Here is a 22,684-nt window from a genome sequence, read left to right as displayed (position 1 = left end):
GAGGGCGGACACTGGTGGAGAGGGAAACCGGAGGACAAGGAGGCCGCGGCCGAGAAGGGGAGCAAGGTTTGCCGGGTCTTCACCCGGAAGACCTTCCGGGTTGACATGCCCACTCCTAACCTGCCGGTTGCACCGCTCCCGTAGTCATCACCCTCAACCGGAGGTAGTCGTGTCCGGCGCGCCCAGAAAACGCCGCACCGCCCTTCTGTCCACCCTCGGCCTCGCGGCCGCCTCGATCGGCCTCTGGGCCGGTTTCGGCGGCACGTCGCAGGCCCAGGCCGCGGCGACCGTCCCCACCCCCGACCACGTGGTCGTCGTGGTCTTCGAGAACCACGCGTACAGCCAGATCATCGGCAGCTCAAGCGCCCCGTACATCAACTCGCTGAAGGCCGGCGGCGCCAACCTCACCCAGTCGTACGCCGAGACCCACCCCAGCCAGCCCAACTACTTCGCGATGTTCTCCGGCTCCACCCAGGGCATCACGGACGACAGCTGCTACACGCCCGGCTTCTCGTCCGCACCGAACCTGGCCTCCGAGCTGATCGCGGCGGGCAAGTCCTGGAAGAGCTACAACGAGACGCTCCCCAGCCAGGGTTCGACCACGTGCAGCAGCGGCAAGTACGCGCGCAAGCACAACCCCTGGTTCGGCTTCTCGAACGTTCCGACCTCGTCGGCGTACACCATGGCGCAGTTCCCGACCGACTACAGCACGCTGCCGCAGGTGTCCTTCGTGGTCCCGAACCTGTGCAACGACATGCACGACTGCTCGGTCGGCACCGGTGACACCTGGCTGAAGAACAACCTGGGCGCCTACGCGACCTGGGCGAAGACCCACAACAGCCTCCTCGTCGTGACCTTCGACGAGGACAACCGGCTCGCCGGCAACAAGATCGCGACGGTCCTCTACGGCCAGCAGGTGGTCCCGGGCTCGACGTCCTCGACCACGTACAACCACTACAACCTGCTGCGCACGATCGAGGACATGTACGGCACCACGCACGCCGGCCAGGCCGCCAACGCGACCCCGATCACCGGCATCTGGACGCCCTGACGTGTACGTGGCGGACAGTCGCAGCACCCCCGCGACGGCCGCGACGGCCGCCGCCCGGGACCGTGGTCCCGGGCGGCGCGCCGCCGTCGCACCGACCGTGCTCGCGCTCGGTACGGTCAGCCTCGTCACGGACGTCTCCTCGGAGATGGTCACGGCGGTGCTGCCGCTCTATCTGGTCGCCGGGCTCGGCCTCTCGCCGCTCGGTTTCGGCCTGCTCGACGGTGTGTACAACGGTTTCAGCGCGCTCGTACGGCTCGTCGGCGGCCATCTCGCCGACCGCGGCGGCGGGCACAAGACGGTCGCGGCTCTCGGCTACGGGCTCTCCGCGCTGTGCAAGCCCCTGCTCCTGGTGGCGAGTTCGCTGCCGCTGATCGGTGCCGTGCTCGCCGCCGACCGGACCGGGAAGGGCCTGCGGACCGCGCCGCGCGACGCCCTGATCTCGCTGGCGTCGCCGGAGGAGTCGCGCGGCCGCGCCTTCGGGGTGCACCGGGCGATGGACACCGCGGGTGCCCTGATCGGCCCGCTCGTCGCCTTTCTGATCCTCCGCCAGGCGGTGGACGGCTACGACGCCGTGTTCACGGTCAGCTTCTGCGTGGCCGCGGTCGGCGTGCTCATCCTGCTCCTCTTCGTACCTTCGCGTCCCCGTCCCCCCGCGACCCCGGCGCCGGACGGCGCGCCGCGCGCCTCCCTCAAGGCCGCACTCGCCCTGCTCCGGTTGCCCGATGTACGCCGACTCGCCCTGTGCGCCCTCCTTTTGGGGCTCGCGACGGTCAGTGACTCCTTCGTCTATCTGCTGCTGCAGCGGCGCCTCGGCGTCGCCGACCGCTGGTTCGCCCTGCTGCCGATCGGCACCGCCGCAGCCTTCCTGCTGCTCGCGGTCCCGCTGGGTCGGCTCGCCGACCGGGTCGGCCGCTGGCGGGTGTTCCTGGGCGGCCATGTCGCCCTGCTGCTCGTGTACGGGCTGCTGCTCAGCGGCTGGCAGAGCCCGGCGCTCCCCTGGCTGGTGCTGGCGCTGCACGGCGGTTTCTACGCGGCGACCGACGGTGTCCTGATGGCCGCGGCGGCCGGCTTCGTACCGCCCGAACTGCGCTCGTCCGGTCTCGCGTTGATCCAGACGGGGCAGGCGCTCGCCCGCTTCTGCTGCTCGATCGCCTTCGGCGCGGCCTGGACCGCGTGGGGCGACCGCTGGGCGGTCGGCGCGGCGACGGCCGTGCTCGCGGTGTGCGCGACGGCGGCGTTCGCCCTGCGACCGTCGGCCACGCCCCCGCACGCCGGCACCACCACCGACAAGGTTTCGGAGGAAACCCCCGCATGACCCCGCTGACCCTGCGCGGCAAGCTGCTCCTCCTGCTCGCGGCGCTCGCCGTGCTCGGCGGTGTGGCGGTCGCGTCGCTGCTGCACGCGGCCGACCGGGCGGCCGAGAAGGACCGCCCGCAGGCGGGCGGGCCGGCGATCGGGTCCGGGCGGATCTCGCTCGCGGCCGGGGCCGACCGCCGGATCGTGTTCCGCAACATGGCCTGGGGCCCGCACCGCGACGAGCTGGCCACGGTGCCGGCGGGCGTCCCCGCAGGTCCGCGGACCGCGTCCGGGGTGAAGTGCCTGCGCTTCCACGCGGCCGGCGGCACCGGCATCTGCCTGCAGGCCGTGCGCGGCACGGTGGAGGACGCGTACCGGGCGGTCGTCCTGGACGCGGCGCTCAAAGAGCGGGCCCACTACCCGCTCCCCGGCATCCCGACCCGCGCCCGGGTCTCGCCTTCGGGCCGGCTGGTCGCGTGGACGGTCTTCGTCGGCGGCGACTCGTACGCCAGCGCCAGCTTCTCCACCCGTACGGCCGTCCTGGACACCACGACGGGCCGGCTCACCACGTCCCTGGAGGAGTTCCGGGTCGTGAAGGACGGCAAGGACCACCGCGCCGCCGACACCAACTTCTGGGGCGTCACCTTCTCCCGCGACGACCGGCACTTCTACGCCACCATGGCGACCGCCGGCCAGACCTACCTGGTGCGGGGCGATCTGACCGCCCGTACCGTCACCACGGTCCACCGGAACGTCGAGTGCCCGTCCCTCTCCCCCGACGAGACCAGGATCGTCTACAAGAAGCGCGTCGCGGGCGCCTCCGCGGACGCGCCCTGGCACGAGTACGTCCTGGATCTGGCCACCCTGCGGGAGACCGCGCTCGCCGAGCCCCGCAGTGTCGACGACCAGGCCGTCTGGCTCGACGACCACACGGTCTCGTACTCCCTGCCGGGGGATTACGGCGCCGACCTCTACACCGTCCCGGCCGACGGCTCGGGCAGCCCGAAACGCTTGATGACGGCGGCACTGGCACCGGCGTTCCTGGAGTGAGGAGCGGGGGTCGCCGCGTCTGCACAGCGCAGACGGAGCAGCGGACGGGAAGGTGTAAGGCATGACGAGCGCTCCGCTCCGGGGCGATTTTGCGGAGCGATTCCGTCCGGGCCATCCCTGATGCCACGATCGGCCCGTGGACGATGACACGAGTGATCGGCGTGGCGGCGGGGGTCGGGTCCTGGACAAGGACGGGGTTCTGGCGCGCCGTTGGATGGAGCCATTGCCGCAGACCGTGCTTCCGGCGATGACCAGCATGCTGCCGACCGTTCGCTTCTGGGCGGGGCTTGCGATCATGGCGGTGATCAAGGTCCCGCTGGCCCTCCAGGGCCAGGTCCACCTGCTGACGTGGGCGGCGGACGCCGGACTGCGCCTCCTCATGGCACCCGTGGCCTTGGCCCTGTCCGCGCTCGTCGCCGTGACGGTCTTTCTCACACTCGTCCGCCACCAGATCCACGGCGAACTACTCTCCCGCTTATGGGGTCCGCTGACCGCGTTCACCGCGTTCTTCGGGCACCTGCTGGTCGTGTGCGCGCTCTGGGTCGGACTGGCCGTCTTCATCACCGGCCGCATCACGGTGGACGGCTTCCCCGAGGCGCTGGGCGCGGTGCTGTTCATCGCCGCGGCGGTCCTCGCCATCTACGCGACGGCCCGCATGATCGGCTTCTTCATCCACGCCATACCGGCCATCCACCGGTACATGTTCCGCACGATGGAGATCCATCCCGCCCTGCCCGCCCTGATCACCATCGGATACGTCTGGGAGATGGCCGCGCAGGACTTGCTGTTCCCCTTCCTGCAATGGCCGGACGTCTCACCGCTGCTCCCTCTCGGCGGGGCCGCGACAGCCACCCTGATCGCCCTGTGGGAAATCCACCGGCTGGGGGCTCTCCACGGTGTCCGGCTCGGTGTCCTGCCCCCACCACCCCGCTGACGGCGATACGGCGCTGTACACGACCGACCAGGAGCGATGCGTGAGCGTTCTCCGTGTGGCCGCGGCTCTCGCCCGCACGGCAACGCCGAAACGCTCCGAGGACGGTGGTGTCGGAAACCTGCCAGACAGCAGGCTCGGGCCGCTGGTTGGCTGACCGCATGATCACCGCACACGTGGACAAGGCCCTGTTGTTCCGCTCCCTCCACAGCTCCTCGCGCCCCCTCGCGCTCGCCAACGCCTGGGACGTGGCAAGCGCCCGTGTCATCGAGGCTGCGGGGGCACCCGCGATCGCCACCACCAGCGCCGGGATCGCCTGGTCGCTCGGTCTTCCGGACGGGGACCACCTCTCCCCCGGCCTGGCGGTGGACCTGATCGCCCGCATCGTCGCGGCGGTCGACGTACCGGTCACGGCCGATATCGAAGGCGGATACGGACAGGACGCGGCGGGCGTCGCCGACACCGTCGCACGGGTGCTGGAAGCGGGTGCCGTGGGCATCAACATCGAGGACGGCACGCGTCCCCCGGCCGAGCTGAGGGCACGCCTCGCGGCGGCCCGGGCCGCCGCGGAACGAGCCGGTGTGGCCCTCTTCCTCAACGCCCGTACGGACACGTACCTGTTCGGCCTCGGCGACCCCGCCACCCGACTGGAGGACACCCTGGAGCGGGCGCGTGGGTACATCGACGCCGGCGCCGACGGCGTCTTCGTCCCGGGCGTGACCGACCCGGCGACCATCACGGAGCTGGCCTCGGGCATCTCCGCCCCGCTGAACGTCATGGCCGGCCCCGGAGCACCGGACGTCACCGCGCTCGGCGGCCTCGGTGTCGCCCGCGTCAGCCTCGGCGCGGGTGTCGCCCAGACCGCCTACACCGCCACCCGCCACGCCGCGCAGCAGCTGTACGACGCGGGCGGCTACCAGCCGCTCGCCGACGCCATCCCCTTCCCTCAGCTCAACGGCCTGTTCCGCGCCCCTCACTGACCACGCAGGAGCAGTCGCCCGACCTCACTTGCGGCCGACGCCCGCGTACATCGCGACGTCCGGCGTCGGCGTCTGCGGCCGCCACGCGGAGCAGGAGACCACGCCGGGCTCCAGCAGCTCCAGGCCGTCGAAGTAGCGCGCGACGGCCGCGGGGGTGCGCTGGGTGAGCTTCGGGGTGCCGTGCTCGTTCCAGAACGCCACGGCCGCGTCGACGTCCGGCATGTCGGGGTGGGTGACCGTGTGGGACAGGACGAGGTGGCTGCCGGGGGCGAGGGCGTCCATGAGCCGGCGGACGATCGCGTACGACTCCTCGTCGTCCTCGACGAAGATGACGACCCCGAGCAGCATCAGCGCGACCGGCTGGGAGAGGTCGAGGGTCTTCGCCGCGGCGGCCAGGATCGTGTCGACGTCCCGCAGATCGGCGTCCAGGTAGTCGGTGCGGCCCTCGGGCGTCCCGACCAGCAGGGCGCGGGCGTGCGCGAGGACGAGCGGGTCGTTGTCCACGTACACGACACGCGCGTCGGGGGCGACGCGCTGGGCGACCTCGTGCGTGTTGTCGGCACTCGGCAGCCCCGTGCCGATGTCCAGGAACTGCCGGATGCCCTCCTGTTCCGCCAGGTACCGCACCGCCCGCCCCAGGAACAGCCGGTCCGCCTTCGCGTACTCCCCGATGCCGGGATGCAGCGCACGGATCTGGTCGCCGGCCTCCCGATCGACCGGGTAGTTGTCCTTGCCGCCGGTCCAGTAGTTCCATATCCGGGCGGTGTGCGGCCGGGACGTGTCAATGCGCGATTCGATGTCGGTCACGTCTCCAACGTATCGCAGCGCTCCGGCAACTCCCGTGGCGCGATGGCGCATTGACCTCGTTCGTCACTTCATCCACCTCCGCCGCCACACCCCGTACGACCGATCGCACGTTCTCTCGACGCGATGGTGCCGTGAGGTGACTCGGCGCAGCGGCCCCGCGAGCCGTGATGAGTCCCGCAGCCCGGCGGTCGTACTGTCGAAGCCCGTCACCGAGGAGGACTTCTGATGCGCAGCGTGACCTATTCGATGGGCACCTCACTTGACGGCTACATCGTCGGGCCGGACGGACAATTCGACTGGACGGCTCCCGACGACGAGGTGTTTCGCTTCTGGATCGAGGACATCAAAAAGGTCGACGTCCACCTGCTGGGACGACGGCTGTACGAGACGATGCTCTACTGGGAGACCGCCGACCAGGATCCCTCGCTCGACGACGCCACGCGCGAGTGGATCTCGCTCTGGAATCCGCTCCCGAAGGTGGTGTTCTCCACCACCTTGTCGGAGGTGCAGGGCAACGCCCGCCTGGCTTCCGGCAGCCTGGCGGAGGAGATCGAGCGGCTGCGAGCCGAGCCCGGGGAGGGCGAGATCGCGATCGGCGGCGCGACGCTGGCGGCCGAGGCGGCCGCGTCGGGTCTGATCGACGAGTACCGGGCCATGGTCCATCCGGTGCTGGTCGGCGGTGGCACTCCGTTCTTCCCCCGCGACGAGCGCCGGGTGGATCTCGAACTCGTCGAGACCCGCAACTTCAGCTCGAACGTCGTCTACCTCCACTACCGCGTGGCGCGCTAGCGGGGTTCTTCACCTCACGGCCGTCGAGCACGCCGTGTGGTTGTTCGACGTCGCCCCGACGACCCCGGAAATCGGCGCACCGCGGCGCACCGACGCGCGCGGGCCATCGCACGGTCATCGGCGTTTCGGCCAACCCCTCCGACCCGCACACCTGTTGTAAAGGCTGGGTCCATGCATTCCCCATCCTTCGACACGCGCTCTGTCCCGGGGGCCAGGGACCGACCGAAATACGTGCGTTCGATATCCCGGTCCGGTCGTTGAGCTTCACGACCACGCTGGACGACCGTCAGGGGGACCAATGTTGACCGGGATCCATCGCCGTCACCTCCGGCTCCTGCTGCTCTCCTTGCTGCCGGGAGGCGGCGCGTGAGCGGCGGGCGGCACACCGTGCCGGTGGACGTGCACCTGATCGCCGTACGTGACGGAGCGCAGGGGCCGGAAGTGCTGCTGTCGCGGCGGGCCGGCGACGTCTACGCCTCGGGCCTGTGGCACGCCCCGTCCGGCCACTTGGAGCGGGAGACCGTCGTGGACGCCGTCGTGCGCGAGACGCTGGAGGAGACCGGTCTCGTCGTGGCACCGGCTGACGTGCGCGCGGCTGTCACGGTGCACCACCGGCCGCCGGGCGGGAAGGAGCGCGTCGGGTTCTTCTTCGAGGTCCGCCGGTGGCGGGGCACCGCGCGGGTGCGGGAGCGGGACAAGTGCGACGCGATGCGGTGGTTCCCGCTCGACCGGCTCCCGGAGCCGATGGTCGCCTACTGCCGTGCCGGTCTCGATGCCTACCGGGCCGGTGCGCCGGTGGCACTGCACTTCCAGAGCCCGGACGATCCGATCGCCTACGACGCGGAGCTCGACCGCCTCCGCCTCGTCCACGGCCCGGGGCCTGCGGACCGGGGGCCGGAGCCGGCCGTGCGGGACTTCGCCGAGCGCACCGTCGGCCGCATCGCCACCTGGGCGGATGTGTCCTGGGCCCGGGAGAACAGCCGTGTGTGGCGCGTGCGCGGGGCGGCGGGCGGCACGTGGTTCGTGAAGCTTCACCAGAATGAGAAGTTCCACCACCGCGAGACGTCCGCGCTGCGCGGCTGGGTACCCGGTCTCGGCGGTGGCGGGCCCCGCCTCGTGGCCGCCGACCCGGGCCTCCTGGCGGTCGTGGTGACCGCGGTCGAGGGCCGGACCCTGCACGGCAGGGTGCTGAACGGCGCCGAGGAGCGCGCGGTGTTCACGGCCATCGGCACCCTCGCGGCCCGCATCCACGCAAGCCCTGCCCCCGAGAAGCCGCCTGGTGCCGCTCCCCTTGGACCGTACGACCGGATGGACCGCCATGTGGACGCTGCGCGACCGCTGCTCGCACCGGGCGACGAGGAGCTCGTCCGCTCGGCCGTCGCCGCTGCCCAGGAGCTCGGGCCGCTGACGCCGGTGGTGACCCACGGCGACTTCCAGCTGCGCAACCTGCTCCTCGGTGACGACGGCACGGTGCGGGTCATCGACTTCGAGCGCAGTGAACCCCAGCCCCGGGTACGGGACTTCGTCCGCATCCTGGATCACTTCGACGGCCGCCCCGACCTCGCCGCGGCGTTCTTCGCCGGCTACGGCCGCCCGTTGGACGACTCGGAGGAGGCGCATCTGGTCGCGAGCGCCGCACTGGACTCGGTCTCCGGCATCGCCTTCGGGACTCGGGCGGGGGACCCGGAACTCGTCGAGCGCGGCCGCCGCACCCTCGCCCGGCTCCGTACCGGACTCACCTTGGCCCTCCCTCCGTCCACAGGGAGTCCCGCGATGAATCCCGGCATCGGCGCGCCGGCTGCGGACACCTCGTGAGTCCCCGCCGCGCCAGCAGCGCCCGCCGCTGACGGCGCTCGCGGTGCGCCGGTGCCCGGTCTGTCCGATGCGCCCGACCGCCCCGCGCCACGACCTGTTCGACACCGTCACATGAGGAGAGACCCGTTGGAGTACGTCGAGCGCACCGAGTGGCACCGCCACTACGCCGAGGGCAAGGGGTTCCGGTTGCTCGGGGACGTGGAGCGGAAGCTGCTGGCCACGCACGTGCCCGCACCGGAGGGAGGCGGGCGGGCGCTGGAAGTGGGGTGCGGGACCGGCGAGCTGTCCGTCCACCTCACGTCGCTCGACTACACCGTGGACGCCGTCGACTTCGCCGACAGCGCGATCGCCCGCGCCCGGGAGGAACATCCGGACGCCCCGCGGGTGAGGTGGATCCGCATGGACGTCGAGCGTGACGACCCGGTGGCCCTCCATGAGGGCGGCTACGACCTGATCGTGCTCCGTCTGGTGATCCCGTTCCTCGCGAACCGCGTGTCCACCCTGCACGGTCTCGGCGAGCGGCTGCGGCCCGGTGGTGCGCTCGTCGTCATCACTCCGGTGGCCGAGCACACCCCGGAGGAGCGGCGTGGCACCGCGCTGGACGAGGACGAGATCGTCCTGCTGACCGGGCACTGGGAGCGGGCGGAGCGGTTCGACGCCGACCGGCTCGCGGTCCTGGTCCTGCGTGGCCCCTGTCATGGCGGCACCCGGGCTGTGGAGCGGCGGCCGGCGCCGTCCGGTCCGGAGGCGGCCACCGCGCTCGCCGTCGTCACCGACGAGACCGGCCGGGTTCTTCTGGGGCGCTCGCGCCGGGGCGTGTGGGAACTGCCCGGTGGTGAGGGCGTCGGCTCGGAGACCTTCGCGGCGGCAGCGGTCCGGGGACTCGCCGAGGACACCGGGCTCGCCGCCGAGGTCGAGGACGCGCATGTGGTCACGATGCTCGGCGACGCCGTAGGCGACGTCCCCCGGCTCACGGCGGTGGTCCGCATCACCAGCTGGACCGGCGCGCTCAGCAGGCCCGAGCACGACGGGTTCGTCCGCTGGGAGTTCTTCGAACGCTCTGGCCTGCGCCGGGGACGTGTTCGCACCGGCCGCGCAGGCGCTGGAGGCCGTCTGGCCCGGGATCCTCCCGGACCTGCCCCCGGTGACCCGGTACGCGATCGACGCGGCACAACCAGCAGTGCCCGGCGAGCCTGCCGAGGCCGTTCGGCTCCGGCAGGTCATGGCGGAGACCGTGGCCGCCGACGGCTGGGCCCCGTCGGCGCCGGTCCGGGAGGCGCTTCGGTCGGTGCCCCGCCACCGGTTCGCCCCCGAGAAGAACCTGAGGACGGCTTACGACGCCGGTGACTTCGCGATCGTCACCCGCAGGAACGAGTCGGGGAGGGCGACCAGTTCGGTGTCCGCGGCGTGGCTGCAGGCGGACATGATCGAGGGTCTCGATCTGAAGCCGGGGGCCGTCGTGTGGGAGGCGGGATCCGGCGGGTACAACGCCGAATTGCTCGCCCATGTCGTCGGCCCCGGCGGGCGCGTCGTCACGAGCGACATCGACCCCTATGTCGTGCGCCGCGCGCGCCGCTTCACCACCGAGGCCGGCAGCGGGCGCGTCACCGTCGTCCACGGCGACGCCGCCCACGGAGCGCCGGCCGGTCTGGTCCCCCGCGGCGGGTTCGACGCCATCGTGATGACGTACAACTGCTGGGATGTCGCCCCGGCGTGGCGCGAACAGCTGGCGGAGGGCGGCCGCCTGGTGCTGCCGCTCGAGGTCGGCGGCTACACGCGTGCGATCACCTTCCAGCGACGGGGTGATGTGCTGGTCGCCCGGCGGTTCACGCACTGCGGGTTCGTCCCCGCCCAGGGGGCGGACGCCCGTACGGCACCCGTCGTCGGGCTTCTGGACGGGCAGCTGCAGCTCCGCTTCGACGACGGCCCCGCCCGGAGCGCCGAAGGCCTGGAGGAGGCGCTGCGCGGGCGCCGGCACGAGATCGCCACCGGGGTCACCATGGGTCCCGGCCTCGACTTCGGGTCGCTGCTGCTGTACGCGGCCACGACGTCGCCCGGGTTCTGCCGCCTCGTCTCCGCTCCCGGCCAGGGCACATCGGTGGTGGGGATCAACGCCGGATCCGATGCCCCGGCGGTCCTCGGGGACGCCTCGCTCGCGTACGTCACGTACGTGCAGACCCGGCACAGCGAGATCCGTACGGAGCGGCTATGGGAGTGGCACGTCCACGCCTTCGGCCCCCAGGGCCCGCAGCTCGCGGAGAAGTTCGCGGAGACCGTCAGGGCCTGGGACCGGGACGTACGGGGCGACGGTGACAGGAGCACCGACCCGGCCGCCACCGTGCATCCGGCCGACACACCTGACCGCCTGCTGCCCCGGGGCGATGTGGTGGACAAGGACCACTGCCGCATCGTGGTGCAGTGGCCCGGCCGTGACGCCCTCCTGCCCTCCCCCGTAGCCCCCTGCACAGGACGTCCCCCCGCTACCGCCTGACCCCACACCGACCGACACCCCCCGGCGTCGTCGCCTGCCCTCCCCCGCCCAGGCCGCCGTCCGCGAAGTCCAGGAGGAACTCGGCAACGCCAACACCGTCAACCGCGGCCTCGCGGTCGGCTGGGTCTCCCCCTCCAGCCGCGAGGTCCCCGAAGCGAGTCGGCCGGTCACCGAGCTCACCGGTTCGCACACCTGGTAGCGCCGGCCCGACGAAGTTCGAGGAGCCATGACGACCGACGCTTCCGTACCGCTACCGGGTGATCCCCCCCTGGGCGCGATGGTCGCGGCCTCCCGCGTGACCGGCATCTGGTCACGGCTGCATACTCTGCGGCATACTTTCCGTATGCCAGACACCAGCGTCAGGATCGACGAAGCCACGCGGGACCGGTTCAAGGCCCTCGCCGACGCCGCCGGACTGTCCGTGAAGGACTACCTGGAGCGCGTCGCCGACGAGAAGGAGCGCGAGCAGCTCCTCGACACCGCCACGGCCGCCTTCCGCCGTGCCATCGACGCCCCCGGCATCGTGAGCCGCTTCGACGCCGACTTCGGCGGGCTGCCGCCGGCCAAGCACGAGACTCCGCGGGCGGCCTGACCCGTGCAGCTGCTCGTCGACGCGCGCTGGCTGCTCGACCGCCAGGAAGACATCCTCCGCCGGGACCTCACGGTCAGCGACTACTCGGTCCTGGCCGGCATGGCCGCCCGCCACCGGGTGAACACACCGCACATCGACCAGGCCGACCCGGACGCGTTCTGGCGCGCCGCGGTCTTCCTGCAGGAGTGCGTCCTGCTCCGCCCGCTGCCCGCCCGCAATGAGCTGTACGGCTACGGCGTCGCCATCGCCTACCTGGAAGCCTCCGGCCACCGCGTCGACACCTCGTACGAGCCCTGGCGGGACCTCATCCGCGACATCCAGGCCCTGCGGCTCACGAGCTACGACATCGCCGACCGCCTCCGGTCGTTCGCGCAGCAGGCCTAGGGCCTGTTGTGAAAGTGGCTGAGGAGGCGATCCCACACGCCCTCGTCGCTACCCTGGATATGACCGCGACGCTGGGGGCAAGGGTGGGACGAAAGGCACGACGGGCCGCCGGGACGCAGTCCTTCACGGACCTGCTCCTGCATCCGAGTCGCCTCATCGACCAGCTCGTAGGGGACGCGCGACACCGCGGTGAGGCGGACGTCGCAGCGTTGAACGCTGGAGAGGCTCGCGAGGTCTCCGCGTTCGTCCGTGACGACCATCGTTTCCGGCAAGGGTCGCTGATCCTGGATCCTGCCGCCGCGTCGCCAGTGGTGTGGCGGCCGTTTCGAGTGCTCGGCAGGTCCGGTCAAGAGGTCGCCTTGGTTGCTCCGTTCCACGTTCATGGGACGGGTCCGGTCGCCGGCCCTGGAAGCGGGGTGGTTGACAAGGGGGTGTTCCGTCTGTTGTCCCTGCACGCCGCTGATCGCTACTGGGAACTCGCCCTTCCCGCTGCGGACGTTGCTCTGGTCCGTGCCGCGCTGCACGGGGACGGCAGCGGAAGGTAGCCCGAGAGCCGCTGCTGACGGGCAACAGACCGACGAAGTACGTCACAGCCACTCGTTGAGGACCGCGACCAGCACGGTCGCTTCGTAGCGGACGGCAAGTCTGTCGTACCGGGTGGCGACCGCGCGGTGGCGCTTGAGCCGGTTGATACCGCACTCGACCGCGTGCCGCTGCTTGTAGTCGGTCTTGTCGAACCTCGGCGGCCGACCGCCGCGGGAGCCGAGTTTCTGCCGGTTGCGGACGCGGTCCGCAGGGACCGGGATCGTGGCCTTGATACCGCGTCTGCGCAGGTAGGAGCGGTTTTTGCGGGAGTCGTATGCCTTGTCGGCCCGGACTCGGTCCGGTCGCTTGCGCGGCCGTCCCACACCGAGGCGGGGAACTCGGATCGCTTCCAGGACCGGCTCGAATTGCGGGGAGTCACCCCGTTGACCGGCCGTGATCACGCCGGACAGCGGCTTCTGTCCCTGCTCGACAGCGAGGTGGATCTTGCTGGTCAGGCCGGCGCGTGACCGTCCGAGTCCGTGGTCGGCCGGCTCGACGGTGATCCCGCCCGGCGGCTCCTTCTGGAGGTCCCCCTTTTCGCCGCCCCGGCGGCGTGCTGATGGGCCCGGCAGACCGTGGAGTCGACGTTCACGTCCCACACGATCAGGCCCTTCGCGTCCGCCTCGGCCTGCAGCCGGGTGACGATCCGGGCCCAGGTGCCGTCCCGCTGCCAGCGCCGGAACAGGTCGTAGCCCCTGTCCCACGGGCCGTACCTCTCGGGCACGTCCCGCCACGGGCGCCGGTCCGGGGTCCGCCACCGTATGCCGTCTATCAGCTGCCGCCGCGTCCACACCGGCGGACGGCCCGGCTTTATGCCCCGCGGCAGCAACGGCTCAAGCCGGGCCCACTGGCCATTCGTCAGATCCCCGCGTCCCACAGAAGGTGATCATTCATGACCAAGATCCACTTTCACAACAGACCCTAGTTCCGGGCCCACCAGGCACACACGAGAACCTCCTGTGGATCGTCACCCGCGTGTAGCGGCTGGGCGGTAGCCTCGGTGGTCTGATCGTTTCCGGTACGGGGTCGGGGACCGGCTCGCCGTCAAGGCGCACAGGCTCGACACCGCCGAGCGACAGGTCGATCGAGCCGACGGTCCGGACCGGGTGGCCGGCCGCAAGGAGGTAGTCATGTCCCGAACTGTGGTGATCAGTGGTGGCGGGACCGGCATCGGCCGGGCCACCGCGGATGTCTTCGCCCGTGCCGGGGACCGCGTCGTCCTGGTCGGCCGGCGCTCCGACGTCCTCAAGCGCACGGCCGACGAACTCGCCGACGCCCTCGCCCGCCACCCCGGGGACGACGGCCCCCGTGGCACAGGCACCGGCGAGGTGGTCACGATCGCCGCCGACGTCGCGGAGACGCACGGAGCACGCCACGTACGGGATGTCGTGAGCGAGCGCTTCGGACGGGTGGACGTGCTCGTCAACAGCGCGGGCGGGAATGCCGCCCTGGGCTCCCCGGCCGGGGACGGCGACGCCGTCGAGCAGGCCGCCGAGCACTGGGTGGGCAACTTCCGCTCCAACGTCCTCACCGCCGTCCTGCTCACCGAGGCACTGCGCGATCTGCTGACCGCCCCAGGCGGGCGAGTGGTCTTCGTGAGCTCGATCGCCGCCTACCGGGGATCGGGCTCCGGTTCGTACGGCGCCAGCAAGGCGGCACTCCACCCGTACATGTACGACCTCGCCGCATCGCTCGGCCCGACCGGCATCACGGTCAACGCCGTCGCCCCCGGCTACGTCGCGGACACCGAGTTCTTCCGCGGCCAGCTCGCCCCGGAGCGTGAGCGCACCCTCATCGACCAGACCCTCAACGGCCGCGCCGCCACCCCGCACGACATCGCTCGCACCATGCACTGGCTCGCGTCCCCCGACAGCGGGCATGTCACGGCTCAGATCGTCCAGGTCAACGGCGGTGCGGAGCGGGGACGTTGAGGGCTTCGGTACGTATGCGCCCGCTCGGGTCGTGAGCTTGCGATCCGCCGGCCCGCCGGTCTCATCCCGGTTTCCGCACCCCAGGAGGCGTGCTGGTGAGGACCATGAGGAGGCTCCCGGTGCGGCGCCTACGAGGTCGCCGGCGCGCACCCGCAGCGCGATGTCCGTGACGTCCTCGGCCGTGAGGTTCCGGACGGCGTCACGGTCGGCGAGCTGGAAGACCTCGTGCGTGAGGGCCGTCCAGATGCTGGGCGACTGCTCGGACGGGCAGGAATGGCCGATCGCCGCACTCTGATGTCAATGCTCCTGGCCGGAGCCTTTCTGGACATCGCGGAGAGTTCTACGCGCGAGGAATGCAGCGCCCTTTTATCGGAAAGCACCATTCGGAAAGCGCCCGTTTAGATCTTCGACCACAACCGTTCCCCCAGGAGCCCAATCAAGCCCGGGCCGGGAGAGACTTTCGGACGCACTGTCCAGAAAGAACAAGAGGAACGACCCATGCGCCCAAGACCTTTCGGCATGACCGCCTCCCTGGCCGCATTCGGACTACTCGGCTCCCTCGCCACCGCCTGCGGCTCGTCCGAGGGCGACGCGACCACGCTGCGGCTGGTGGTCCCCGAGTACGGCACCAGCCCGGCGACCAGCTCCAAGGCGTACTGGGACAAACTGATCTCCGCCTTCACCGCCACCCACCCCGACAAGAAGGTCGAGGTGACGGTCTACCCGTGGGCCGACGTCGACCGCGAGGTCACGCGCATGGTCAAGGAGGACGACGCCCCCGACGTGGCCCTGATGGGCGCCTACTCCGACTTCGCCGCGCAGGGCAGCCTCTATCCCGCCGATGAGGTGATGTCGGTGCGAGCGGAGGCGAATTTCCTGCGGCCGCTCGCGGACGCCGGCTCGGTCGACGGCAGCCTCTACGGCCTGCCCTTCGTGGCCAGCAGCCGGCTGCTCTTCTACAACGAGGAGCTGTTCGACAAGGCCGGGGCCAAGCCCCCGAAGACCTGGTCGGAGCTGAAGGAGGCGGCCGAGGCGCTGAAGAAGCGGGGCGTGCGCTACCCGTACGCCCTGCCGCTCGGCCCCGAGGAGGCGCACGCCGAGGCCCTGATCTGGGAGCTGAGCAACGGCGGCGGGTACACCGACGACAGCGGCGGCTACAACATCGCCTCCGAGCAGAACGCGCAGACGTTCCGCTGGATCAAGGAGAACCTGGTCGTGCCCGGGCTCACCGGCCCGGTCGCTCCCGCCAGTCTCAACCGGCAGGACGCCTTCGACGCCTTCCTACGTGGCGATGTCGGCATGGTCAACGGCTACCCCTCCCTCCTGCACGAGGCGAGGGCGAAGGGCATGAAGGTCGGCACCCTGCGCATGCCGGTGTCGGACACGCTGGCTGACGAGGAGACCCCGCCGGCGGCGGGCGTCGCCGACTGGATGATGGCCTTCCGGCACGGCGACAACCGCGAACTGGTGACCGAGTTCCTGAACTTCGTCTACGAGGACAAGAACCTCAACGAATTCGCGGGCCGCTACCACCTGCTGCCGGCGACGGTGTCCGCCACCGAGGCCTCCCAGTACGCGGCGGCCGACCACAGCGCCGAGCAGTTCCTGGCCGCCCTGCGCAGTGCCCAGCTCTACCCGGTCGACGAGCCGTCCTGGCTCGAGATCAGCAACACCATCAAGCGCAACATCGGCAAGGCCGTCGCGCCGTCCGCCGACCCGAAGGCGGTGCTGGAGCAGATCGCCCAGCAGGCCAAGGACGCAACCCAGCGGTAGGAGCGGTCTCCGCTTCCCCGGGCCCATGAAGCCCTTCCCGTCGCTCACCAAGCACCCACAAGGTGCGCGAGCGACGACCATCCACCTTCCCGCACAGCGGTCCGCGCGTCGAGGATCCTCCCGTCACGGTGAGCGCACGCCGACGCCATGCACCTTCTGACGGTTCGTGAGCGCCCATGGGGCGCGCGGCATGCCGCCGCCGGACGCCCCGTAGAACTGCTCTCGGAACCGTTCTCCAGGAAGACAGCCCACTTCCCCCTTCTGCCGAGGGTCGCATGCGAGGCGTGCGTACAGCCGTCCGGCGCGTGCATGCCGCTCCTCCGTGTCGGCCGGAAGCGGGGGCTCGCACCCCGGGGTCCTCAGCACCGGTGCGCCCGCCGACAGGGTCAGGTTCCTGCCGATCTCCCCCGCCGCCCCCCGCCTCCTGAGGTGCCCGCCCGGCCGACGGGGCGCATCCTGGCAGCAGGGGCGGATTCCTCCTGGCCGACGAGGAGGCCGTGTGGGACCGAGGGACCAGGCGGGGAGCGACGGCTCCCGTGCTGAGGGCGGCTCCGCGCTCAAGGGCGTGGCGGCCGCGCTGCTCGACGCCCACGGCCGGGTCGTGTGGTGGTCGCGGACCGCGCGGTGGTTGCTCGGCTGGAGCGGCGAGGAGGTGGCCGGGCGGTCCGCCCGTGACGTCCTCGGCGAGGTGGAGACGTACCCGGAATCCTCGGCGGGGGTCCGCCGCGTACGGCTGCGGCACCGGGCGGGGCACGTCGTCGAGGCGGACGTGCGGGTCTCGGAGGCGGAGGGCTCGGACGCGCGGCTGGTGCTGATGCGGCTGCCCGGCGAGCCCGGCGGCTGGGACCAGGAGCGGGACATCGCCCGGGCTCTCCTGGCGCAGGACGGCATCGGCGTCGCCCAGTACGACATGGCGGGGCGGCTCGTACGGACGAACGCGGCCATGGAGGCGTTGCGTCCACCGGGGGCCGGGGACGACTGGCTGGACGGGCTGGCCGCACGGGACGGTGGGGGTTCGGCGCGGGCGGCGTTCGAGCGGGTCGCCGCGACGGGGACGCCACTCGCGGCACGCGTCTACGACCTGGGGTCCGACGGCGGCGCGGTGGCGCTGTCGATGTCCTGTTTCCGGATCGACGACGTCCTCGGCGCACCCCTGGGCATCATGGTCGAGGCCTCCAGGGTCACGGGCACGGGCCCGCAGCTGGACGCCGCGTACCGCGGGGCCTTCGAGATCGGGCAGTCCCTCGACGTGGTCCAGGTGGCGCAGGATCTCACCCGCGTCCTGGTGCCGGCGCTGGGTGACTACGCGACGGTCGACTACCCCGACGACGTACTGGAGGGCCGGGACCCGCCGACCGGCTACCCGGGGCAGGAGGCGTCCGCCCCGCGCCGGGTGGCGGTGCGGGCAGCCGACGGCGTGTGGCCGGCCCGGCTGATCCAGGTGGGCGAGGCCATCCCCCCGGTGGCGGAGACGCCGGATATCGCGGCCAAGCTCGTCGGCGACGTGCTCGTCGCCGACGCGGAGCAGGCCCGGCGGATCTTCGGCGGGGATCCGGAGGTGATCGCCAGGTTCCTGCCCGAGGGCGTGCACGCCTCCCTCGGCTGCCCGCTCTACCGGCGCGGGCGGTTCTTCGGGTACGCGGTGGTCCACCGGACGCGCACCGCCGCGGCCTTCGACGAGACCGACGTCAAGCTGATGCACGATCTGTGCGCGCGTACCGCGACGGCCATCGACAACGCCTTCCGCTTCGCCCGCGAGCACCAGACGGCGGTCGTCCTCCAGCGGAGCCTGCTGCCCCCGGCGGCGACGCGCAGCACCGCCGCCGAGACGGCGGGCATCTACCTGCCCGCCGGTGGTTCGGTCAGCGTGGGAGGTGACTGGTACGACGCCTTCGACCTGTCCTCGCTGCGGGTCGGGCTCGTCGTCGGTGACGTCGTGGGGCACGGGCTCGAGGCGGCGGCCACCATGGCCCGGCTGCGTACCGCGGTGCAGACGCTCGCGGAACTCGACCTGCCTCCCGACGAGTTGCTGACGCGCGTCGACGACCTGGTCCGGCGCATGCAGATCGAGGCCGAGCAGCCGGACACCGTCGGCGGCTCGTGTCTGTTCGCGGTGTACGACCCGGTCGGGCGCACCTGTCAGATGGCGTCGGCCGGCAATCCTCCCCCGGCGCTCGTCACGCCCGACGGCAAGGTGTCCTTCGTGCCCGTCACGCCGGGGCCGCTGCTCGGGGTGGGTGACAATCCCTTCGAGGTCACCACCCTGACCCTGCCCCCGGGAAGCACCCTGGTCTGCTACACCGACGGTCTGCTCGGGCGGGACGTGGCCGCCGGCACGGAACGCCTGAAGGCGGACCTCGCCGCGCTGAGCGGCGCTCATGGGACGCCGGCGGCCCTCGGCGACGCCCTCGTCGCGCGGAGTCCGCACACGAAGAACCCGGTGGACGACATCAGCGTCCTGCTCGCCCGTACGCACGTGGTGGCGGAAGAGTCCACGGCGGTGTGGGAGTATCCCGCGGACCTCTCCGCGGTGGCCGACGCACGCGCGCACGTCCAGGCGCGGCTGGAGGCATGGGGGCTCGAGGAGCTGCTGTTCAGCACCGAGCTCATCGTGAGCGAGCTCGTGACCAACGCCATGCGGTACGCCGGCGGGCCCGTCACCCTCCGGCTCGTGCGGGACCGTGTGCTGGTGTGCGAGGTGTCGGACCCGAGCAGCACACAGCCCCGCCTCCGCCGCGCGCTCGCCACGGACGAGGGCGGTCGGGGGCTGTTCCTCGTCGCCCAGCTGACGTCCCGCTGGGGCAGCCGCTACACGGCGCGCGGCAAGACGATCTGGACGGAGCAGAACCTGCCGGAAGCCTGACAGCCGTGCGGCCGGCCGCGCACCGGGATCACTGGCCCGGGCTCTTCGGGATCCACGGATCCTGGCTCGGTCGGCCCCACGATTCCTGGCTGTGGGCTTCGAGCCGCCCCGCGTACGCGCGCAACAGCCGCGCGCCCAGCATCTGCTTCACCTCCTCCCCCAGTGCGGGGTGTGCGAACCTCACGAGGCCGTTCGTCGGCGCTCCGCCGTCGGAGAGGGTCAGCACGCGGCCGAGCGGCCCCTGCATCAGCCGCGCCAGCTCGTACGGCGCCAGGCCGGCCACTTCCGCGAGTTCCGGCAGCGGCAGGTCCTCGGCAAGGGCGATCAGGCCCAGCACGTCGCGATGGGCTTCCGAGGCGGCGAGCAGATTCAGCAGCTCATGGGTGACCTCGCGTTGCGTGGAGAGGGGTCCGGGGGCGAGGAAGCCAGCCACGCACCGGCGCAACGGATGCCCGGCGGGGACGTCATCGGGCAGCGGCAGCTCCCGGCCGGTGACCAGAACGCGCAGACCGGGGGGCGGATTCCCCGGCAGCAGGGAGGCGATGCTCGGCAGGCCGGACGCCGGCCCCCGGTCCTCGTCGATTCCGTCCACGACGAGCAGCAGCCTGCGGCCCTCCTGCTGCGCCTTGCGGGCGGCGGTGTCGAGGAGCTGGCTACGGAGCCTCTCCATCGCCCCGGAATACAGCGAGGAGGAGGCGGGCTCCTGGCCCAGGTACCAGCTGAGCTGGTCCGCGAGGGCGTCCGTGTACGCGCCGCTGTCACTCTGGCCCGTCAGCCGGGCGGTGACGAAGAAGGAGACCACGTCCACATCGTGAGGGGGATGCAGGGCGAACCATGCCATCAGTGCCGTCTTGCCCGACCAGGGCTTTCCTCGCCACAGCGCATAGGGCTGGTCACCGTGGCAGAACTCCGCGAGCGCGGCCAGTTCCCCGTCCCTGCCCACGAGGCGCTGTGGGGCGATGTCCTGGACGTGGGTCAGGTACGGCGAGACGGGACGGAGCCGCGGTGCCGGGACCTCGGGGAGGTCGCCCAGGCCGGGGATGCCGAGGATTCCCGACAGGTCGGGGGCGGCACCGGCCAGGAAGCGGTCGACTCGGGCCGCGCCCAGTGTTCCCTGCCCCTCATGGGACAGATCCGCGTTGACGACTCCGATGAGCACGCCGTCGGACCAGACCGGAGCACCGGCCATGCCTCCCCACGGGCTCGACGCGTACTTGTCCCGCTGGGGCGCCGCGGGGAACTGGACGCTCAGCGTGCCGCTGCTGACGTTCGTCAGACTCGATGTCGTGCCGAAGAGATGAACCAGATCCTGGTACTCCCTGCCACCCACGTCACGACGTTTGAAGTCGGGGAATCCGGCCGTCTCCACGTTCAGGACGGCGGCCTCCCGGGTGACCCGGCCGAAGCGCACGGGCGGGACGACCTCGGCCTCGCCGGGCGGCGAGAAGCGCAGCACCGCGAGATCCGTGGTCTCGTCGAGAACGGCCACGTCGGCGGTCGCTTCCCAGGTCGCCGATCCGAGCGGAAAGCCGAGGAGGCACCGAGCTCCCTCCGTCACGAGGTGAGCGGCCGTCAGCACGGTGTCGTTCGAGATCCTGTATCCCGTGCCGAAGGAGCGCGTGGTGTCGCAGAACACCCTCGCGATCCGGCGTGGATCGATGCCGCGCGACCGCTCCGTTCGCTCCGTCCGCTCCGGGGGTACGACGGTCGCACGGGGTGACCGGGCGGGCTCCACCGTACGGTCCGCCAGGGGGAACAGGGTCACCGCGACCATCCCGTGCCGGAGCCTCACCACCGGCTCCGGCGCCCCCACCGCGCGGCAGTCGGCCACCGACCGCGGCAGCCCGGCCCCCACCGACTCCACCAGCTTCGCCCAGGTCAGCACCCGCGCCAGCCGGAAATTGTGCGGCTGGGAATGGCTCTCCAGCATGCCGAGCCGCTGCAGACCGTCGGGCACGGGACGGTCGCCGCCGCCCCACGCCCCGGGGCTGATCACCTCGACGCGGTCGTCGTAGACGTGCACGGCGACACACGCGTCGGTGCGGGCGTAGTCGCGGTGGACGAGGGCGTTGGCGATGATCTCGCGTGCCGCGATCATCGGAAATCGGTAGAGCGCGTCGGCGTGCGCGGCCTCGGTCGTCGGCAGTTCCCCGAGCCGGGCGGCGGCGGCGACGAAGTCCCGGGCCTGCACGATCAGTTCGGGAAGGGTCCCGTGGAGTTCCGCGCTGGTCGTCGGGTCGGTCTTGTCGGTGCCCCGGAAGCGCACGCAGCGGACCATGGCGGTGGGCTGGACCGCGGTGGGGTTCTCGCCGAAGAGCAGCGCGCCCGACAGCGTCGGCACGCCTTCCTTCACCAGCCCTGACCGCGCGAGGAACTCGTTCATCGTCAGTTGGGGAGGGTAGGCGGCGGCCACGTCCTCCCGCAGCTCGCTGCGGAACGCCTGGACCCGGGCGTGGTCGAGGACCGCCTGCGGTGCGGCGGCCTCCAGGCTGTCGACGCTGTCTCGCGCGGGGGCGGATGCGCGCGGGGGCATGACGGTGGTGGTCGGCTGCGGGAGAAGTTCCGGCGCGGGTCGGCCGCCCGGATCGATGGCGGGCGGCAAGCAGGCCGGGACGGCCTCCGGCGCCCGACGGGCGATGGGGACCGCCCCGGCGCCGTCGAACTTGCGTTGCGGCTCGTGCCCGTTGAAGCGGGTGCCCGACACATGAGTGAACAGGTCGTCGAGATCGACCGCGCCGTCTCCGTCGCCGTCCCGTGCCTCCGCGAGCAGTCCTGCGACCAGTGCCTTCGTGAACGGGCTCGGTTCGCCGCGGGTCTCCGCGTCGCCGGCCTGGTCCGTGGCGGACGCCGCCGCGATGACGAACCGGCCCTTCCCCGAAAGCCCTCCGATCAGATCGCCGCCCTTGAAACCGCCGCCGTGGCAGCAGTCCAGGACCACGATCTTCACCTGGGCGAAGCTCCGCGTGATGATCCGGGACAGGGTGCTCGACGCGACGGCCGACGACTCCAACCGGTTCGTCCTGGTGTTGCCCGCGCACAGGAACAACTCCTGGCTCAGGCTGCGGCCGTGACCGCTGAAGTAGAAGAGCAGGACGTCGTCCGCCTCGGCCTCGCCGAAGAACTCGTCGGCCACGTCCAGGATCTCCGGCGCGTCGGCCTCCGGGAGCAGCCTCACTTCGCTGCGGTCGAAGAGTCCTGTGGCCGGATCGGTGAGGGCGTCCCGGAGCAGCATCCCGTCCGCTTTCGGTCCGTTCAGCTCGGGCAGGATGCCGGGGTCTTTGGGGTATCGGGAGTTGCAGACGATCAAGGCCCGGTACATGCGATCCTGTCCACCCCCGGCTGTCAC

The 22,684-nt window shown here is 71.6% G+C and carries 17 protein-coding genes; 14 read left to right on the top strand and 3 right to left on the bottom strand.

All coding sequences use genetic code 11. The annotated features are described in order from the left end of the window. Positions 1-169 precede the first annotated feature (169 nt). The 5 genes from AB5J54_RS40290 (at position 170) to AB5J54_RS40270 (ending at position 5,308) form a co-directional block, all read left to right on the top strand. The gene (locus AB5J54_RS40290; RefSeq protein WP_369148977.1) at positions 170-1,051 is read left to right on the top strand and encodes an alkaline phosphatase family protein; all 882 of its coding nucleotides are present in this window, start codon (positions 170-172) and stop codon (positions 1,049-1,051) included. A 1-nt stretch (position 1,052) separates the two neighbouring features. Further along, complete coding sequence (locus AB5J54_RS40285; protein WP_369148976.1) at positions 1,053-2,366, top strand: MFS transporter; 1,314 nt, start codon at positions 1,053-1,055, stop codon at positions 2,364-2,366. A 5-nt stretch (positions 2,367-2,371) separates the two neighbouring features. Continuing rightward, positions 2,372-3,397 (top strand): TolB-like translocation protein, encoded by a 1,026-nt coding sequence (locus AB5J54_RS40280; RefSeq protein WP_369149615.1) that lies wholly within the window; start codon positions 2,372-2,374, stop codon positions 3,395-3,397. Between the two features lie 247 nt (positions 3,398-3,644). Then, on the top strand, positions 3,645-4,331 hold the full coding sequence (locus tag AB5J54_RS40275; protein ID WP_369148975.1) for a hypothetical protein: 687 nt from the start codon (positions 3,645-3,647) through the stop codon (positions 4,329-4,331). A gap of 158 nt (positions 4,332-4,489) precedes the next feature. Then, a complete protein-coding gene (locus tag AB5J54_RS40270) occupies positions 4,490-5,308 on the top strand; it encodes an isocitrate lyase/phosphoenolpyruvate mutase family protein (protein WP_369148974.1) in 819 nt (272 codons plus the stop codon). Between the two features lie 24 nt (positions 5,309-5,332). On the opposite strand, the gene AB5J54_RS40265 is transcribed toward AB5J54_RS40270, so the two are convergent. Further along, positions 5,333-6,115, bottom strand: coding sequence for an SAM-dependent methyltransferase (locus AB5J54_RS40265; protein WP_369148973.1), 783 nt, complete (start codon positions 6,113-6,115; stop codon positions 5,333-5,335). Positions 6,116-6,340: 225 nt separating this feature from the next. Here AB5J54_RS40265 and AB5J54_RS40260 point away from each other — a divergent pair, with 225 nt between their 5' ends. The 6 genes from AB5J54_RS40260 to AB5J54_RS40235 all read left to right on the top strand — a co-directional run bounded on the left by AB5J54_RS40260 (position 6,341) and on the right by AB5J54_RS40235 (position 12,186). Further along, entirely contained in the window at positions 6,341-6,904 is a 564-nt protein-coding gene (locus AB5J54_RS40260; protein WP_369148972.1) for a dihydrofolate reductase family protein, read from the top strand. Positions 6,905-7,270: 366 nt separating this feature from the next. Beyond that, positions 7,271-8,719: a phosphotransferase gene (locus tag AB5J54_RS40255; RefSeq protein WP_369148971.1), complete on the top strand. Its 1,449-nt coding sequence runs from the start codon at positions 7,271-7,273 to the stop codon at positions 8,717-8,719. A 126-nt stretch (positions 8,720-8,845) separates the two neighbouring features. Then, a complete protein-coding gene (locus tag AB5J54_RS40250) occupies positions 8,846-10,066 on the top strand; it encodes a methyltransferase (protein WP_369148970.1) in 1,221 nt (406 codons plus the stop codon). Continuing rightward, complete coding sequence (fxlM, locus tag AB5J54_RS40245; protein WP_369149614.1) at positions 9,954-11,210, top strand: methyltransferase, FxLD system; 1,257 nt, start codon at positions 9,954-9,956, stop codon at positions 11,208-11,210. The genes AB5J54_RS40250 and fxlM overlap by 113 nt, the downstream gene beginning before the upstream one ends. A 343-nt stretch (positions 11,211-11,553) precedes the next feature. Beyond that, entirely contained in the window at positions 11,554-11,802 is a 249-nt protein-coding gene (locus AB5J54_RS40240; RefSeq protein ID WP_369148969.1) for an antitoxin MazE7, read from the top strand. Positions 11,803-11,805: 3 nt separating this feature from the next. After that, entirely contained in the window at positions 11,806-12,186 is a 381-nt protein-coding gene (locus AB5J54_RS40235) for a toxin Doc (protein WP_369148968.1), read from the top strand. Positions 12,187-12,773: 587 nt separating this feature from the next. Here the strand turns inward: AB5J54_RS40235 and AB5J54_RS40230 are convergent. Beyond that, positions 12,774-13,648, bottom strand: a protein-coding gene (locus AB5J54_RS40230; protein ID WP_369148967.1) for an IS5 family transposase whose coding sequence is annotated in 2 segments (ribosomal slippage) — positions 12,774-13,255 and positions 13,255-13,648 — 876 coding nt in all. Because the reading frame shifts where the segments join, the coding sequence is not laid out codon by codon here. A 253-nt stretch (positions 13,649-13,901) separates the two neighbouring features. Here AB5J54_RS40230 and AB5J54_RS40225 point away from each other — a divergent pair. The 3 genes from AB5J54_RS40225 to AB5J54_RS40215 all read left to right on the top strand — a co-directional run bounded on the left by AB5J54_RS40225 (position 13,902) and on the right by AB5J54_RS40215 (position 19,338). Continuing rightward, a complete protein-coding gene (locus tag AB5J54_RS40225; RefSeq protein WP_369148966.1) occupies positions 13,902-14,702 on the top strand; it encodes an SDR family NAD(P)-dependent oxidoreductase in 801 nt (266 codons plus the stop codon). Between the two features lie 498 nt (positions 14,703-15,200). Beyond that, positions 15,201-16,475, top strand: coding sequence for an extracellular solute-binding protein (locus AB5J54_RS40220; protein WP_369148965.1), 1,275 nt, complete (start codon positions 15,201-15,203; stop codon positions 16,473-16,475). A gap of 499 nt (positions 16,476-16,974) precedes the next feature. After that, on the top strand, positions 16,975-19,338 hold the full coding sequence (locus tag AB5J54_RS40215; RefSeq protein ID WP_369148964.1) for a SpoIIE family protein phosphatase: 2,364 nt from the start codon (positions 16,975-16,977) through the stop codon (positions 19,336-19,338). A gap of 28 nt (positions 19,339-19,366) precedes the next feature. Here AB5J54_RS40215 and AB5J54_RS40210 read toward each other — a convergent pair whose 3' ends face one another. Then, on the bottom strand, positions 19,367-22,657 hold the full coding sequence (locus AB5J54_RS40210) for a caspase family protein (protein WP_369148963.1): 3,291 nt from the start codon (positions 22,655-22,657) through the stop codon (positions 19,367-19,369). Positions 22,658-22,684: the final 27 nt, after the last annotated feature.

Source organism: Streptomyces sp. R44 (assembly GCF_041053105.1).
In the GTDB taxonomy this organism is placed as follows: Bacteria; Actinomycetota; Actinomycetes; order Streptomycetales; family Streptomycetaceae; genus Streptomyces.
The sequence above is the reverse complement of the archived record's forward strand: the minus strand, read 5'-3'. Positions and strand labels throughout refer to the sequence as shown.

Bases quoted from the DNA above. Each gene is read 5' to 3' on its own strand.
- AB5J54_RS40275 (WP_369148975.1), top strand. From the start codon at position 3,645: ATGACCAGCATGCTGCCGACCGTTCGCTTCTGGGCGGGGCTTGCGATC.
- AB5J54_RS40270 (WP_369148974.1), top strand. From the start codon at position 4,490: ATGATCACCGCACACGTGGACAAGGCCCTGTTGTTCCGCTCCCTCCAC.
- AB5J54_RS40260 (WP_369148972.1), top strand. From the start codon at position 6,341: ATGCGCAGCGTGACCTATTCGATGGGCACCTCACTTGACGGCTACATC.
- AB5J54_RS40240 (WP_369148969.1), top strand. From the start codon at position 11,554: ATGCCAGACACCAGCGTCAGGATCGACGAAGCCACGCGGGACCGGTTC.
- AB5J54_RS40225 (WP_369148966.1), top strand. From the start codon at position 13,902: ATGTCCCGAACTGTGGTGATCAGTGGTGGCGGGACCGGCATCGGCCGG.
- AB5J54_RS40220 (WP_369148965.1), top strand. From the start codon at position 15,201: ATGCGCCCAAGACCTTTCGGCATGACCGCCTCCCTGGCCGCATTCGGA.
- AB5J54_RS40210 (WP_369148963.1), bottom strand. From the start codon at position 22,657: ATGTACCGGGCCTTGATCGTCTGCAACTCCCGATACCCCAAAGACCCC.